Origin of the sequence: Alteromonas sp. K632G, assembly GCF_017653625.1 — a bacterium.
Classification (GTDB): domain Bacteria; phylum Pseudomonadota; class Gammaproteobacteria; order Enterobacterales; family Alteromonadaceae; genus Alteromonas; species Alteromonas naphthalenivorans.
Genome location: NZ_JAGGDM010000013.1, coordinates 128794 through 144567 on the forward strand (window position 1 = coordinate 128794; position 15774 = coordinate 144567).

10 protein-coding genes are annotated in these 15774 nt (G+C 45.8%); 5 read left to right on the forward strand and 5 right to left on the reverse strand.

Annotated features, from left to right (window positions below):
• Window positions 1–23: 23 nt before the first annotated feature.
• Window positions 24–1430, forward strand: a complete 1407-nt coding sequence (locus J5X92_RS13815; protein ID WP_208805954.1) for an aldehyde dehydrogenase family protein — start codon at window positions 24–26, stop codon at window positions 1428–1430.
• A 9-nt stretch (window positions 1431–1439) separates the two neighbouring features.
• Window positions 1440–1859, forward strand: coding sequence for a VOC family protein (locus J5X92_RS13820; RefSeq protein WP_129736140.1), 420 nt, complete (start codon window positions 1440–1442; stop codon window positions 1857–1859).
• A gap of 56 nt (window positions 1860–1915) precedes the next feature.
• Here the strand turns inward: J5X92_RS13820 and ggt are convergent, their stop codons facing one another.
• Both ggt and J5X92_RS13830 read right to left on the reverse strand, forming a co-directional pair.
• Window positions 1916–3553 carry a gamma-glutamyltransferase gene (gene ggt / locus J5X92_RS13825; protein WP_339890940.1) on the reverse strand — a complete coding sequence of 546 codons (1638 nt, stop codon included), beginning with the start codon at window positions 3551–3553 and terminating at the stop codon, window positions 1916–1918.
• Window positions 3554–3679: 126 nt separating this feature from the next.
• Window positions 3680–5056 (reverse strand): Na+/H+ antiporter NhaC family protein, encoded by a 1377-nt coding sequence (locus tag J5X92_RS13830; protein ID WP_057794231.1) that lies wholly within the window; start codon window positions 5054–5056, stop codon window positions 3680–3682.
• Window positions 5057–5397: 341 nt separating this feature from the next.
• Here J5X92_RS13830 and J5X92_RS13835 point away from each other — a divergent pair, with 341 nt between their 5' ends.
• Both J5X92_RS13835 and J5X92_RS13840 read left to right on the forward strand, forming a co-directional pair.
• Window positions 5398–7260, forward strand: a complete 1863-nt coding sequence (locus J5X92_RS13835) for a glycoside hydrolase family 3 protein (protein WP_208805956.1) — start codon at window positions 5398–5400, stop codon at window positions 7258–7260.
• A gap of 237 nt (window positions 7261–7497) precedes the next feature.
• Window positions 7498–8520: a mechanosensitive ion channel domain-containing protein gene (locus tag J5X92_RS13840; protein WP_244360814.1), complete on the forward strand. Its 1023-nt coding sequence runs from the start codon at window positions 7498–7500 to the stop codon at window positions 8518–8520.
• Here J5X92_RS13840 and J5X92_RS13845 read toward each other — a convergent pair.
• The 3 genes from J5X92_RS13845 to murQ are packed head-to-tail and all read right to left on the reverse strand — an operon-like array spanning window position 8473 to window position 14003.
• Window positions 8473–11616: an FAD-binding and (Fe-S)-binding domain-containing protein gene (locus J5X92_RS13845; RefSeq protein ID WP_208805958.1), complete on the reverse strand. Its 3144-nt coding sequence runs from the start codon at window positions 11614–11616 to the stop codon at window positions 8473–8475. The genes J5X92_RS13840 and J5X92_RS13845 overlap by 48 nt on opposite strands.
• Entirely contained in the window at window positions 11609–13045 is a 1437-nt protein-coding gene (locus tag J5X92_RS13850) for a DUF1343 domain-containing protein (protein WP_208805959.1), read from the reverse strand. Before J5X92_RS13850 ends, J5X92_RS13845 begins: the two co-directional genes overlap by 8 nt.
• Window positions 13046–13061: 16 nt before the next feature.
• Complete coding sequence (gene murQ, locus J5X92_RS13855) at window positions 13062–14003, reverse strand: N-acetylmuramic acid 6-phosphate etherase (protein ID WP_208805960.1); 942 nt, start codon at window positions 14001–14003, stop codon at window positions 13062–13064.
• A 372-nt stretch (window positions 14004–14375) separates the two neighbouring features.
• Between murQ and alr the strand changes: the two genes are divergently transcribed.
• Window positions 14376–15443: an alanine racemase gene (gene alr, locus J5X92_RS13860; protein ID WP_208805961.1), complete on the forward strand. Its 1068-nt coding sequence runs from the start codon at window positions 14376–14378 to the stop codon at window positions 15441–15443.
• Window positions 15444–15774: the final 331 nt, after the last annotated feature.

A 15774-nucleotide genomic window follows, 5' to 3' on the forward strand; every position in this document is an offset into this window, starting at 1 on the left:
TTCATATGTAGGTGGAATGTATTATGTCTAATCAACCAACGCTTCACGCCGTAGAACCCAGCATTTGCTTTCTTGATACGGTGGCCTCGCTTCAAACTAGTTTTAAATCTGGCAAAACCCACTCACTAGAATGGCGTAAGAGTCAATTAGACGCGCTAAAGCGCCTGCTGATTGAAAATGAGAAAGATATTCTACATGCACTTCATCAAGATTTAGGCAAAAGTGAAAGTGAAGCCTACGTGGCTGAACATGGCTTTTTGCTAACGGATATTAAGCATACCCTAAAGCATTTAAATAAATGGATGCAGCCTCGAAAGGTATCCACCCCACTTATTGCGTGGCCGGGTAAAAGCTTTCAGCAACCAGAACCTTTGGGTACAGTGCTTATCATAGGCGCGTGGAACTACCCCCTTCAGTTGTTGCTAGCGCCTTACATTGCAGCACTAGCAGCGGGTAATTGCGCGGTGTTAAAGCCGTCTGAGCTGGCCGTTGAAACCTCAACGATTGTGGCAAAACTCATCCCCCAGTACATGGATACTTCATGTGTAGAAGTCATTGAAGGCGGGAAGGAAGAATCGTCGGCATTACTTGCGTGTAAATGGGATCATATTTTTTATACTGGCGGAGAAGCAGTTGGCAAAATTGTCATGTCTGCAGCCGCTAGGCATTTAACCCCTGTTACGTTAGAACTTGGCGGTAAAAGCCCTTGTATTGTTGATAGCAGCACCAACTTGAAAATTACCGCGCGTCGAATCGTTTGGGGTAAGTGGATGAATGCCGGGCAAACCTGTATTGCGCCCGACTACGTGCTAGTAGTGAAAGGTTTTGAACAAAAGCTAATAGACGCCATTAAAAAAGAGCTCAAATCTCAGTTTGGTAAAAACCCATTTTCTTCAGATGATTATGGCAACATTATTAATACTCGCCACTTGCATCGCCTTCAAGGATATCTAGATGGTGTAAATGTGGTTTACGGTGGCGATATTAACGAAGCGCGACCTGCCATGACACCCACCTTGGTGCTCGACCCCGCGAAAGACAGCGCTATTATGCAAGAAGAGATATTCGGACCTATTTTACCCATAGTGCCTGTTGCCTCTATCGACGAAGCTATCGGTTTTATCAACGATAGGCCAAAACCACTAGCGCTTTATGCGTTCAGCGACGACGATAAAGTACTTAATAGTATTATTGATAAAACCAGCTCTGGCAGTGTGTGTACTAACGATACGATGATATTTATGACTAACCCAGAACTTCCCTTTGGTGGGGTGGGTAATAGCGGCATGGGCAGTTATCACGGCCAAGCAGGGTTTGATACTTTTAGTCATGTCAAAACCGTAATGAAGCGGGCTTTCGCTTTAGATGCCCCCGTACGTTATGCGCCATTTTCTAAATTCAAACTATCGTTACTAAAGAAATTTTTATAGGACGTGACCATGGCGCAGCCGTTTCATTTAGCAATACCCGTCAGTAACCTTGCCAATGCAGAGGCCTTTTACGGCGAACTATTAGGTTGTGAAAAAGGGCGCAGTGATACCCAATGGATTGATTGGAATTTCTTCGGTCATCAGTTGGTTACCCATTGCGTTGAGAAAATGCCTTCACCCCCTTCCCATAATGGGGTAGATAGCCATGCTGTGCCCGTTCCGCATTTTGGCGTGGTGCTTGAAATGTCTCAATGGCAGGCGCTGGCTGACAAAGTAAGCGCCGCCGATATTGAATTTGTTATAGAGCCTTACATTCGATTTAAAGATCAGCCAGGCGAGCAAGCCACTATGTTCTTCATGGACTATTGCGGTAATGCGCTGGAGTTCAAAGCATTTGCCTCTATCGAACAGTTATTTGCGACTGATTAGCCTGTATTGAACCGTGAGCGCTTTCTAGGGCGAAAGCGCTACAGCAATAGCACGATTTAGCGCGCAGACACTATGCTTTTACCGCGACCACTTGCTTCAGAAGCCGCCTCTACACCTTGTGAGGTGCGCTTAATTAAATGCACATCTCCAAAGCGGCGGGCATCTATGGTGTAGCCCATGTCAGTTAATTCAGCCAATGTTGACTCGTCAAACCCCGGGTGAACACGAATAGTATCTTTAGGCAGTAATTGGTGGTGAAAGCGAGGAGCGTTAGCAGATTTTGTGGCATCAAAATCAAACAATAATGCGTTTAATAACGACTGTGCTACCGACGAAATAATGGTTGTGCCACCAGGCGAGCCGGTTGCTAAAACCACATCACCGCCTTGTGTTACTAGGGTAGGTGTCATTGAAGATAGCATGCGCTTATAAGGCGAAATGGCATTCGCTTCACCGCCAACAGCACCAAAGAAATTAGGCACGCCAGGCTTAGCACTAAAATCATCCATCTCATCATTAAGCAAGAACCCTGCACCCGTTACTACCACGCCGCTACCAAAGGTAAGGTTAATAGTGGTGGTGTTGGCAATAGCATTGCCCCATTTATCCATAATAGAAAAGTGGGTGGTATCTTCACTTTCTTTCAAGCCAGGTTTAACACTTGGCGTGTCTGAAATACTATTGGGTTGAATAAGCGCAGCGCGGGCTTTGATATAATCAGGAGCAACAAGCTTAGCTACAGGGACTTCAACAAAGTCAGGATCGCCTAAGTATTCTGCTCTATCTGCAAATACGCGTTTACCAATTTCAGACATAACATGCAGGTATTCCGCGCTGTTATGATCTGGCAGTGTATGATTGCTTCCATAGCTTTCAAGCATACCAATCCACTGGGCTACCGCCACGCCGCCTGAACTTGGTGGTGGTGCTGTAACTAGTGTGAACCCTTGCCAATTCAGTTCAAGAGGTTTACGCCATACGGCTTTATAAGCCGCAAGGTCGGTGTGGTTAATTAGCCCACCGTTTTCTTGCATAAAGGAAACAATTTTCTCAGCAACCTCGCCTTGGTAAAACCCATATTGGCCATGCTGTTGAATCGCCTTTAACGTAGTGGCTAATTCAGGTTGCTTGAATATTGTATTGGCTTTAGCTTGTTCAAAGTAACTAGCAAAGTTGCTGTTTAATCCTTGTTCGCGGGTACGAGCTAAATATCGAGTGATGTTGCTAGCAAGTTTTTCAGGCACTAAAAAGCCATTTTCAGCAAGTTCAACCGCAGGTGCTACTAAGCGACTCCACGGCAAACTGCCGTATTTCTGATGGGCAGCCCACATACCGGCAACCGTGCCTGGAATACCTGCTGCTTTCGCGCCAAAAAGTGATTCGTAAGGTTTCACATCCCCCTCGTCATCCAAGTACATATCTCGGTGTGCATCAGACGGTGCCATTTCACGGTAATCAAGAAAGTCAGTGATGCCTTCAAACGCAATGGTCATAAAGCCTCCGCCGCCCACATTACCTGCTTCAGGTAAAGTCACTGCCAGCACAAACTGCGCCGTAATGGCAGCATCTACCGCATTACCGCCGTCTTCTAAAACAGCATATGCGGCGTCGGCACTAAAAGTATCGGGCATCGCGACGGCTTGCTGTTGAGTTTGCGTTACTTCAACGCCTGTTTGACTACACGCTGTCAGAATTACAAATGAGAACAGAAAAAACGTTTTCTTCAACACCGTCTAACTCCTTAAAATTGAGAAACTTAGATAAAACTTATTATCAGAATTGTGAAAAATAGACCTAGCGCAAGCTTGTCGTAATTCCCGCTAGCCAATCATAATAATGCTAGCAATAAGATAACCCACCAAAGTTAACCCGCCTGCCACAAGCGCGTAAGGAAACTGGGTTTTTACATGGGTTAATACGTCACAACCAGCGGCTAACGACGATACGGCAGTGGTGTCGGAAATAGGCGAACAGTGATCGCCAAAAATACCACCACCTAAAATAGCTGCAACTACTAACGAAGGCGGTAATCCAAGGGTTTGAATTAGTGGCACGCCAATAGGGATAAGAATGGCAAATGTGCCCCACGAGGTGCCTGTGGTAAACGACATTACCGCCCCTGCAATAAACAACATAGGTACGATGAAAACAAGGGGTAGGTATTCACCCACCACACCGGCAACAAATACGCCAGTGCCTAAGTCTTTTAAACTATTCCCTAAGGTAAGAGATAGCAGCACAATGGTGACGAGGGGAAGCAATTCCCCCATGCCTTTAAAGCCGATTTCCACGGCTTCTTTATGGGTAAAGCGTTTGTGCCAAAGTAAAAGACCATAAGCGATAGCGGTGGCAAGTGCCGTGGCATAAAGCACAGATTTACTGCCACTGCCTTCAGATAAAGTGCCATTACCGGTCCAAAACATAAAGCCCACCATGCTTAATACCATGGTAAGCAATGGCACTAACATGTAACGCGCTTTGGTGGCCGTTTCTGTTTGTTGGGGAATGTCTGTCTTCGATAGGGTTTTCTCTTCCACTGCCAATGGGCCGTGCACTTTGTCTGCAGCTATGGTGTAAGCCACAATTAGCAAGGTAAAAATAGCGTAGAAGTTAAAAAACACGCTGCCCCATAATATTGAGGCTGATGACGCTGGCAGTTCGTAGGTGTCGAGCAAGCTTAATATGAATGCACCCCAACCATTGAGTAAAATGAGTATGCATACTGGTGCGCTGGTGGAGTCGATAATATACGCTAAGCGGGCGCGGCTCATGCCGAAGCGGTCGAATAACCCTCGGGCAAAAATACCTGCCGTTAGCACACTTAAATTCGATTCTATAAATACCGCAATACCGGTAAACATAGTCAGGCTGCCAACTTGTTTCTTATTCTTAGCTACCCCTTTACCAACTAAGTAGTTAACCGTAGCCGTTACTCCGCCAGAGTCGCGAATAAATGCTAATAGCGCGCCTACTAATACAGAAAATAGAATGACTCGGGTATTACCTGGGCTGGAAGCGGTATCGACTACGCGTTCTATAGCATTTATTGGAGCAAGAAAGCTGGTGGCGGGGCTTGCAGTTAACAAAATAAGTGCTTCAGAGCACAGCACCGCTAATAGCAATGCCAAGATAACTTCTTTTTTCCAGAATACGACAATGATCGCAACCAATGGGGGGATAATTGATACCCAATCCATACTACTTTCCATACTTTATTATTGTGAAATACTGCCATTCGCTTAAAGAGCGAATATCTGAGCTTGTACGTTGATACTAAATCGAAACGTCGATGTTCGAGAATGTGAAACCATCGACTTGCTAGTAAACTGCACATCTATTAGCCATTCATATGCATTAATGTGAGCAATAGCGACTAGCGTACCGCAGAGCACACGGTTAATTCCACAGAATGACACGTATTTATTCTGTATGCATTGGTTTTTGATACTATGGCAATTATTATGCGTATCAAAGCTTAACTTATCGTTATAAGTACACCGTTAACTGTTAAAAAATCTATAATTACCTAGGATCTTATTTGCGCCTTATTCCCTCGTTAGCAACCGTTTTATCTCGCGTTTTTTTATTTAGTCTATGCATTTTACTGTTGCCTAGTACTTATGCGAACCAATCAAACCAGCATGAACAGATAAAAAAATCTCTTGGCCAAAAAATCATTCTAGATTTTCGATTCTACTGCGATGATGGCACTAGCTCGAAAGCATGTAAAAAGCCGGTAACCACGCTACCAAATGCGCTTAAAGACTTACTCATCACCCACAACATTGGTGGCGTTATCTTATTTTCTGAAAATATTAAAACCAACAAGCAGCTAATAGAGTTGAATTACGCCATGCAACAGGCCATGGCAAAAGCGAAGCTGCCACCGCTATTTATTGCTGTAGACCAGGAAGGGGGAAGAGTGGCCCGCTTGCCTTCTTCTATGCTCGCGCCTTTCCCCGGAAATTTGGCAATAGGGGCAAGCTATTATCAGCACGGCACTGCTTTTTCCGAAAACGTAGCGAAGGGCATTGGAAGTAGTTTGAGCTCCTTAGGGATAAATACAAATTTCGCCCCGTCTGTAGACATTAACAGTGAACCTAAAAACCCAGTCATTAATGTACGTAGTTTTGGCGAAACACCTAGCGATGTTGCGGTGCTAGGGCAATCGTTTGTAGATGGGTTGCAATCAAGCGGTGTAATAAGTGCTATTAAACATTTTCCTGGTCATGGCGATACACAAACAGATAGCCACACCGGCCTGCCCAACGTTAAGCATTCAAAAGCGCAAGCGCTAAAAGGTGACCTATTACCTTTTAGCCGAATTATCAGCGGTGGAAACCCGCCAGGTATGTTGATGAGTGCGCATATCCAATACCCATCATTAGATAGCACTACCGTCAAAGACAAACAGGGGAGGGAGATGACCATTCCTGCAACCTTGTCACGTAAGATTCTCCATGATGTATTGCGAAACGAGCTGGGTTACCAAGGCGTGGTTGTTACCGATGCATTAGATATGGCGGGCATTGCTAAATACTTCTCACCAGAAGATGCCATGATAAAAGCCTATCAAGCGGGTGCCGACATTGCCTTAATGCCGTTCACCATTAGAACACCACAAGATATCAACATGTTTGCTGCATTAATGGGCAAGGTAAGTAAGCGAATAAGCAGTGGTGAAGTTCCCTCAACACAGCTTGCAACTTCCGTACAACGCATTGCGTTGCTTAAAGCTAAATTTAGCCTGAATAGGTACGCTGAGAAAGCGCTTTCCTGGCGGGTTTCAGACGTACAGAATAATGTTAAAAAAACACGTAATATTCAAATTGAGAAAGCGCTTTCTAGGGCGGCGATCACATCACTTTATGGCGCCGAAAAACTCCCTGTTACTCAGAAAACCTGGCTGGCGTTAATGCCTGATGCGCTTAGGTGTTTAGCGCTTGAAAAAAGTTTGACTAGTATTGCGCCCACGCTGGGAATGGCTTGCCTGCCGCTTACTAAGCTGCCAAACAAAGCCACCTTCGAATATGCATTTAAGCAAGCTGACCTGTTAATCGTGGGGGATATCTCACCGCAACATGCCGTTTATGAGATGAAAGGCTTCGATAATGAAGAAGCGATGGCTTCAAGGGCACCGCTAGATGATGTGCATAGATTTACTAAATCAGCCTTGCAACAAGCTAAAAAACAAGGGCTTACCACGGTTTTAGTGCCGCTTCGTATGCCCTATATAGCTAAAGAAATGCAGCCGCACACCGATATCGCTATTGCTACATTCAGTTACAACGTAGATAGTGAGATATATAGCCCTATTTTTGATGCTTTAATAGAAACCATATTAGGTCTGAACAGACCCAACGACTATGTGCCTGTTCAGTGGAGCGGCGCATCTGATTAGTGTTAGCGTTATGGCGCCGATCAGTCGACCAGTCAGTGGAAATTTAAATAATTGATAGCGCGTATAACGCATTGATAATAAGCAATTAAGTTTAGTGGTTTACAGTAAGCCGTGCTAATAAACTAAAAACAAAGTAACGCAAAAATACGACGCCATACGGCGAAACACTAAGTTAAGTGTGACTTGGTAATAAGAATAAAATGGAGTTTCAGTGTGGATACAGTGGTGGCTTTTCTCATGCCTTTTATTCCGCTAGTACTAGCAATTGTACTGGTGGTATTGGGGCTAGGTGCACTTCATTACGTGCTACTTGCGCGACAATCTCACTTAACCAGTGAAGAAAAATTGCCACGCCAAGTTACTTTGTTAGTACTTACTATTATAGGCTTGGTCGTCATCTCCATGGCGCTGCCGGTGAACGAAAGTACGCGCAATCAGGTGATCGCGTTAATTGGCGTTTTGTTATCCGGTGTCATCGCGTTTTCATCTACCACCATGGTGGGAAATCTGATGGCAGGTTTGGTATTACGTGTAAATAAACCGTTCAAAGTGGGAGACTTTATTCGCGTAGAAGATTACAGCGGAAGGGTAGCTGAGATGGGCTTACTAGACACGGAAATTCAAACTGAAACTCGTGAGTTAATCGCTTTTTCAAACACCCTAATGGTGAACACACCAGTGAGAGTAACCCGTGCCTCAGGTGCGATTGTCTCGGTTGATTTAAGCTTAGGATACGATATTCACCATTCAGAGGTTGAGAAGCACTTACTAACTGCAGCGGCCAATGCTGAATTGGAAGAACCTTTCGTTCAAGTGATCTCCTTAGGAGATTTCTCGGTTAGCTACCGAGTTGCAGGTTTGCTTAAAGAAGTGAAAAGCATGCTAAGTGCGCGCTCGCGATTACACAAATCGGTGCTTGATGCATTGCATAACACGGGCATTGAAATTGTCTCACCGACCTTCATGAATCAGCGGCCTCAAGTAGACGGTGTGCAAATGATTCCTCGGCAACCTGGCTCATCAAAAGAGGCAGCTGCTTCTAAGGAAGAGGAGGAAACTAATCCCGAGGCCATCGTTTTTGATAAAGCGGAAGAGGCTGAGCAGCACGAGAAAAATCGAGAAGGTCTAGCCGAGCAAATAGCGGCTATCAGCAAGCAACTTGAGATCGCAGAGGGGGACGAAAAAGAACAGTTGAAAACACACAAAGCGACGTTAGAAAAGCGGCTGGCTGACCTCGTCGAGCAGCACCGCGATGTGTGAATAAACCACCCCACTGTGCAGGCTTAAACCAATCGCGCAGGTTGCGCTATTCGATACCCCTCTATAACAATCTTCAGGCACCTGACTGGCAAGCGGTGCCAGTGCACTTTGGTTCAAATCCGGATTAGTGAAGCCCTTAGTACCCGCAAAGCCGCAACAGGTGATGTCAGTAGGAACAATAACGTTTGAAGTGCAAAGGTTCGTCAACGCGTTAATAGCAACCCCTGAATCTAGCTTAGTACTTGAACACCCAATATGAAGCATTGTAGGGGCATCTGTTTTAACCACCTTTACCCGAGGTGAAATGTACTGAAGTAAATACTTGCTAACTTCCAATATCTCTATTTTGTTGAAGTCTGAGTTGTTGGTGTTTTTTGAAGTTACGTTATAAGCACAAGCGCTGTTGTCAATGATGACAGGCCAGCGCCCTTGTTCTGAAAGTGTGTAAACCTCTTGTGTCCACGCCGCGAGTTTATCTCTCGCGGTGCTTGCTTCACCTTCACTATCCCAAGGCTGGCCACAACAATGGTCTTTTGCGCTAGAGAACACCACTTCCACGTTGGCCTTTTCACACAAAGAAACCACAGCCTGAATAACACTTTTTTCATTAGCGTTGCCACCGAAAACTTTGCTTGGGCAACTTACCATGTAAACTACTTTTGAAGCCGTCTGAGGAGCCGTCTGAGGAGCCGTCTGAGAAACCGCCTCAGAAAGCGCTTTCTCAGTCATTCTCTCAGCTACTTTCTCAGCGGTATTTTCAGAGCAGTTTTGTTGACCTAAATGAGTAGGTAATTCTGCGATGTATTCAGCATCTTTTTTAGTCGCAGTATGTGCTTCATATGCTATTTCATTAGCGTGGGTAATAGCTTTAAAACTTGCCTCGTTTTTATACTGCGAAGCATTTTGGTTATACTGCGAAGCTTGGGGTACCGCATTATGAAGCTGCGGTAAATGTAGTGCACCTGTAATAGAATTGAATGCCTTTTCACCAATTACCCCTTTTATTTTATGGCCGGCATTTAGTGAAAAACGTGCAATTGATAACGCCTTATCGGTATGTTTAGCGGCAAGGTCACTGACTAGTTTGGTCGCGGGACCTCTAGCACGCTGGCCACGTATTTGTTTTATCCACTGCCCTGTATCAATGCCTACCGGACAAGCGCTTGCGCATAGCCCCGTTGCGGCACAACTATCTACGGCTAGATGTGAAAATGCTTCGTTAATTTCATTAATAGCCGCAGGTTCTGTCAAAGACGTTTGTCGGCGCTTTAATGCAATACGTTGACGGGGCGACAACGTATAATTGAGCGAGGGGCACTGAGGTTCACAAAAGCCGCACTCAATACAGGCATCTACCGTGTCTTGTACTGCAGGCATCGGCTTAAGGTGAGTAATATGCGCTTGAGGATCGTCATTTAAAATAACCCCTGGGTTTAAAATACCCTTAGGATCAATAATATCTTTAAGAGCACGCATTAACGCCACACCTTCATCACCCCATTGTGCGGTAAGAAACGGTGCCATATTACGCCCCGTTCCATGCTCGGCCTTTAGGCTTCCCGCAAAGCGCTGCGTAACAAGCACGCTTATATCGGCCATAAAGGCGTGATAGCGGATGATTTCATTTGGGGTATTGAAACCTTGGCTAAACACAAAGTGCACATTGCCATCGAGCGCATGCCCAAAAATAATGCCGTCGTGGTAATCGTGTTTTTCAAATAAGGCGACTAACGCATTTAGCCCATCGGCCAAACTTTCCAATGGAAAGGCTACATCTTCAATAATGACCGTGGTGCCAGTGGGCCTTACTGCGCCTACTGCGGGAAATAGCCCTTTTCGAATGCTCCACAAGTTTTCGATGATGTTGGGCTCTGCGGTAAAATCTTGCAGAGGCTGGCCTTGCTTCTGCTCTTGCTTATGCTCTTGTTTAGGTGGGTGCTCATGTTCTTTGCTTATACCCACTGCTGGCTGGGTTAAAATTTTGCGCACCGTCTTAAGCTTACTATCTAGTTCAGCCTGTGAAGGGGCACCCACGTCAATAAGTAGGGCAACAGCATCTGGGTTGCTAATATCGTGATTGGGTTTGCTAACCACCACCTTGTCTATCAAAGGCGCAACTGCGCGCAATGCTCTGGCGTCCATCAACTCTACAGCATCTACATCACAGGTTTTTAGCGCAGGAATAACTGCACAAGCGTCTTTGAAGTTTTCAAATAAATACAACCCGGTTTCTCGCGCCCGAGGCAAAGGTACGGTGTTGTAGGTAATGTTGGCAATGAAGCCCAATGTACCTTCTGAACCAATCATTAGGTGTGTAAAAATATCTAGCGGGTTTTCATAATCAAGTAAGGCGTTGAGGCCATAGCCCATGGTATTTTTAAGACGATATTGATAGCGCACTTTTTCAGTCAGTGCTTTATTCGCTAATAACGTGCTGCGAAGCGCAGCAAGAGAGGCTAATAATACACTATGGCTTTGCTCAAACGCTGCAACGCTTTGCGCATCAGCGGTATTGACTTCACTGCCGTCGGGCAACAATACGTGAATGTGACGCAGGGTGTGATACGAGTTATTTTTTACCCCACAGCACATGCCCGACGCATTATTCGCTGCAATGCCGCCCACTTTACAGGCGTTAATCGAAGCCGGATCTGGCCCAATTTTTCGGCCATAGCCTGCCAATATTCGATTCGCTTTGGCGCCAATAATCCCCGGCGCTAATGATATTGCCTCGCCGTTATCTATTACCTCAAACTGTTGCCAATCTGGGGTTAGCATGACCAATACCGAGTCTGTAATTGCTTGACCAGATAAACTGGTGCCCGCCGCACGAAATGTCAGGGCAATATTTAAGCGATTAGCCATCGCTAATACGCGGCCCATAACGTGAATACTCGGCACTTTTATGACTAACTTAGGAATTTTGGTGTAAAAACTGGCGTCAGTAGCAAGGGCAATTAGCCTAGGTTTATCGCTAATAATATTATCAGGCGCTAACCATTCACTAATGCCCGTTAAAAAGGCATGAAAGTTATTAGTTGCGTTATCCACTACCTGTTCGGTCTTGGCTTTTCCCTTCCCATTATGGTTATTCATGATGCGTTTCTGCTTTCATATTGATAGTGTTAACGCCGCCTTTTCCTTCGCTAGGTAATTCAGAAGCCGTTGCCGGATATAGCAAATAGGGGGCGCGAAGTTGTTTAAATGTGGCTAAGCCTTCAGCCCAGCTTGCTTGTATTTGCTTGCTGGTTTTCCCTGCGATAATGGCCTGGCGGAGTGAATCCGTACCGGCTAATTTATCGAAAAAATCTGGGCGAGTGAAAAAGGTAATGCCTTGTTCTTTAAACTGAGCATAAGCGCTAAGTAGTACCTCAATATCTAACCCTGAAACAAGGGCTTGAGTCATTAATGAAGCCTTCAGGGTAGTGTTATTGTGTTTAGGCGATGGTGCTGCTTGGTTAGCAGCTACGCCTATACTTTCATCGCCAAGCGCTACAACAGGGTGGCCGATAAGTTGAAAAGGAAGCGGTGTACCTCTTCCCACACTTACGTCCGTGCCTTCAAAAAAACAAAGGGTGGGGTATAAGGTAATGGCAGCATCAGTAGGCAGATTCGGGCTGGGGGCAACAGGCAAAGAGTAAGGCATTTGTTTATGGTAATTGGCCACGGGAATAACCGTTAACAGCGCCTGCGCCTGCGGCTTGGGCTGATGCGGCTGCGACTGAAGTGTCTGGGGCTTAGATTGATACTGCTGCGCTGGCTGTTTGGCATCACTAGCATCGGTCGCAATCCACTGTTCACCCACTATCATTAATGCGAGTTCGCCTAACGTCATACCGTGCAATACAGGAATGGCATGCATGCCTACAAACGATACATAATCAGGCTGTAAAATAGGGCCATCAGTAAAGGCGCCATTAGGGTTGGGTCTGTCTAATACTATGACAGGAATGTGCGCCTGAGCAGCGGCCTCTAGCACGTAATGTAAGGTGCTTAAATACGTATAAAAACGCACCCCTACATCTTGAATGTCGAACACCAAAATATCGGTATTGGCTAACATGTCGTCCGTTGGCTTTTTCGTTTTACCGTAAAGGGAGTGAATAGGAAGGCCCGTTTTAGCGTCAACATCGTTATCTATTTTTTCACCCGCTCCCGCCTTGCCGCGAAAGCCATGTTCAGGTGACATAATGCTCACCACATTGATATCACGACTTAGCAGCGCGTCGACTAAGTGAATAGGCTCCAACGAACTGTTTTTTACAGCCGAGCTTTTTATAGTTGAGCCTTCTACCCCCGAGCCTTCTATAATTGAACTTTGGTTAACCACCAGAGTGACTCGTTTGCCTTCAAGTAAAGGCAAATATTCATCAAATTGCGCCGCACCCACTTGTAACCTACGCTCAGCAACGTCAGCCCCCTCATAAGCTTTGGTATTTGTAGCAGTTTGGGCATAGCTTGGCCTACTAAAAGTAATAGCAGCGCTTAATAGCAAAACGAATGTTAGTAGCGACTTGATAGGCATTTATGAAGGTGGCCTTTTAAAGCGGTTGTTTTACAGCGTGACGCAAATAGCCATTGCTTGCCACCAATTGTTTAGCCGCGTCGTCGGCATTGGCCCCCGTTAGCACCATTAAGATAGCCAGCTTTGCATTGTTGTTCGAGGCTTTTAGCGCGGTAGTGGCATCGTGTTCATTACATTCCGTGGCTTGCATCACAATGCGTAGGGCCCGGGCTTTTAGCTTTTCGTTAGTTGCGTTGACATCTACCATTAAGTTTTCAAAGGTTTTGCCCAGTTTGATCATGGTGGCGGTGCTTATCATGTTAAGTACCAGCTTTTGCGCAGTGCCAGACTTCATTCTTGTTGAACCGGTAAGTGCCTCGGGGCCAACCACTGGACAAATGGTAACATCGGCATGTTCAAATATGGCCGAGTTTGGGCTACAAGCGATAGCTGCTGTCGTCGCGCCAATAGATTGCGCATACGCAAGAGCGCCTGATACATAAGGCGTGCGCCCACTCGCCGACAACCCAACTAATGTGTCGTGTTGACTAAGCGTAATATTAATAACGTCTTGCTTGCCGGCTTCTTGATTATCTTCTGCCCCTTCAACTGCGTGTAAAACCGCTCGTTCGCCGCCAGCAATAATGCCTACTACAACCCCATCTGGCACACTGAAGGTGGGCCTACATTCGGCCGCATCTAAAATACCTAGCCTGCCACTGGTGCCCGCGCCTATATAAATGAGTCGCCCCCCTTTTGCGATGCTTTGAGCTGCGGCGTCTACCACTTTGGCGATGGCTGGAATTTCTGTAGCCACACTTGGTGCAACTTTGGCGTCTTCATGATTAATTCGCGCCAGCATCCCTTCTGTAGAAAGGGTATCAATATCTACAGTATTGGGGTTTCGCCCTTCAGACACTACCCGTTCTAAATCTTTAGCGAGGTGGTGAATACTGCGTGATGAGTCGGTGGGCTGCATGGTGATACCTTACGAAAGACAAAGGGAGTTAATTTGCTATACCCGCATTCAGTACACGTATTCAGTACATGCATAAAATACATTCATGCTGGATGTCTTGGCTAGCATACTGAAGTTGTACATATGTGTAAGAGCAAATTAACCATATTTACAACGCATTATAATGTGGCGGACCTGTAGCGTAAACCAGAGAGGCGCAAACCAAGGCGCATACGAGAGAAACGCAAATCAACAAGGCGTGCTCCATAGGGCTTAACATAACAGAAGCATAGTTCGTACATGCACGCATAAATTTGTATACCGAGAATTCGATTTCATTCAACTCGTGATACACTCAGCCCCTATGCAAATACAAAGGATTATCTGTTTACTGTGAGCCGTCAAACCCAAGCCATTATTCACGCTGATGCTATTTTAAGTAACTTTAAACTATTAGCAGAATTAGCCCCTACAAGTCGTTCAATGGCGGTGGTAAAAGCAGATGCTTATGGGCATGGTGCAGTTAACGTTTCACGTATTCTACAACATGTATCCCCCCGGTTTGCAGTGGCAATTATTGAAGAAGCTATTGCACTTAGAGAGGCAGGGATAACGGCGCCTATCGTAGTATTAGAAGGTGCACACCAAGCTAAAGAGTGCGCTATGGCTGCAGCACATGGCTGTATTCTAGTGATGCACAATCAAGCGCAATTAGAATGGATGTTAGCCTGCCCTGAAGACCGTCGCCCTACTATTTGGCTAAAAGCCGACAGTGGTATGCATCGGTTGGGTTTCGCGCTGAACACGCTACCGAGTATTGTTAAGCAATATGCGTCGCTTATTACGCGAGATACCGTGCTAGTTACTCATTTAGCCTGTGCAGACGACACCAGCAACGACTTCACGCAGAAGCAACTTAGTGCGTTTTTACAGATAGCTACACAGTTAGCGCTTCCTGTCAGTATTGCTAATTCTCCGGCCACCATTGAATGGCCACAAAGTCGAGGCGATTGGAACCGCCTAGGTATTGCTGTTTACGGCGGCCAGCCTAATACGGCCAATGTGGCATTAGCCCCTACCATGACGTTACGTTCTAGTATTATTGCCCTTCGCGATGTGCCAAAAGGCGAGTCGGTTGGTTACGGCCAAAACTGGGTGGCACAAAAAGATAGCCGCATTGCTACGGTAGGTATTGGCTATGCTGATGGTTACCCAAGACATTGCCCTAACGGTACGCCTGTTGCCGTAAACGGCGAGCGCGCTGGCCTAGCAGGGCGGGTGTCTATGGACATGATCACCATCGACGTTACCCATATTTCGAACGTTAACATTGGCGATAGAGTAGAACTTTGGGGTGAGAATGTACCTATTAACGAAGTGGCAGAAGCTGCCGGTAGCATAGATTACGAATTGTTAACCCGAGTATCAGCCCGTGTACCTCGCATAGTGAAATATCGCTAGTATTTACAGTATTTTACATTCTTGAAAATGCGCTGATGGATGACCATTCACCGAAACAATGGGGTATTTTTCACTCGCTTGTGCCTATACTAACGTCTCACTTTCAGTATTGAGATGAATATTTCATCTTCGACTGTTGTGGGTATATCACGTAAGTGAGGTTTGTATGCGTACTTCGTTTTCTCGCCCTAGGGTGAATCGAGGACTAGTAAGTCGACCGTTTAAGCCTGTGCAGAAAAAAGCAGTAGGGTAGCGACAAGGATACAAAGCGTTACGTTAGGAATAATATAAAAACCCGGCATTGATATGGCCGGGTTTTTTACGTTTAGCG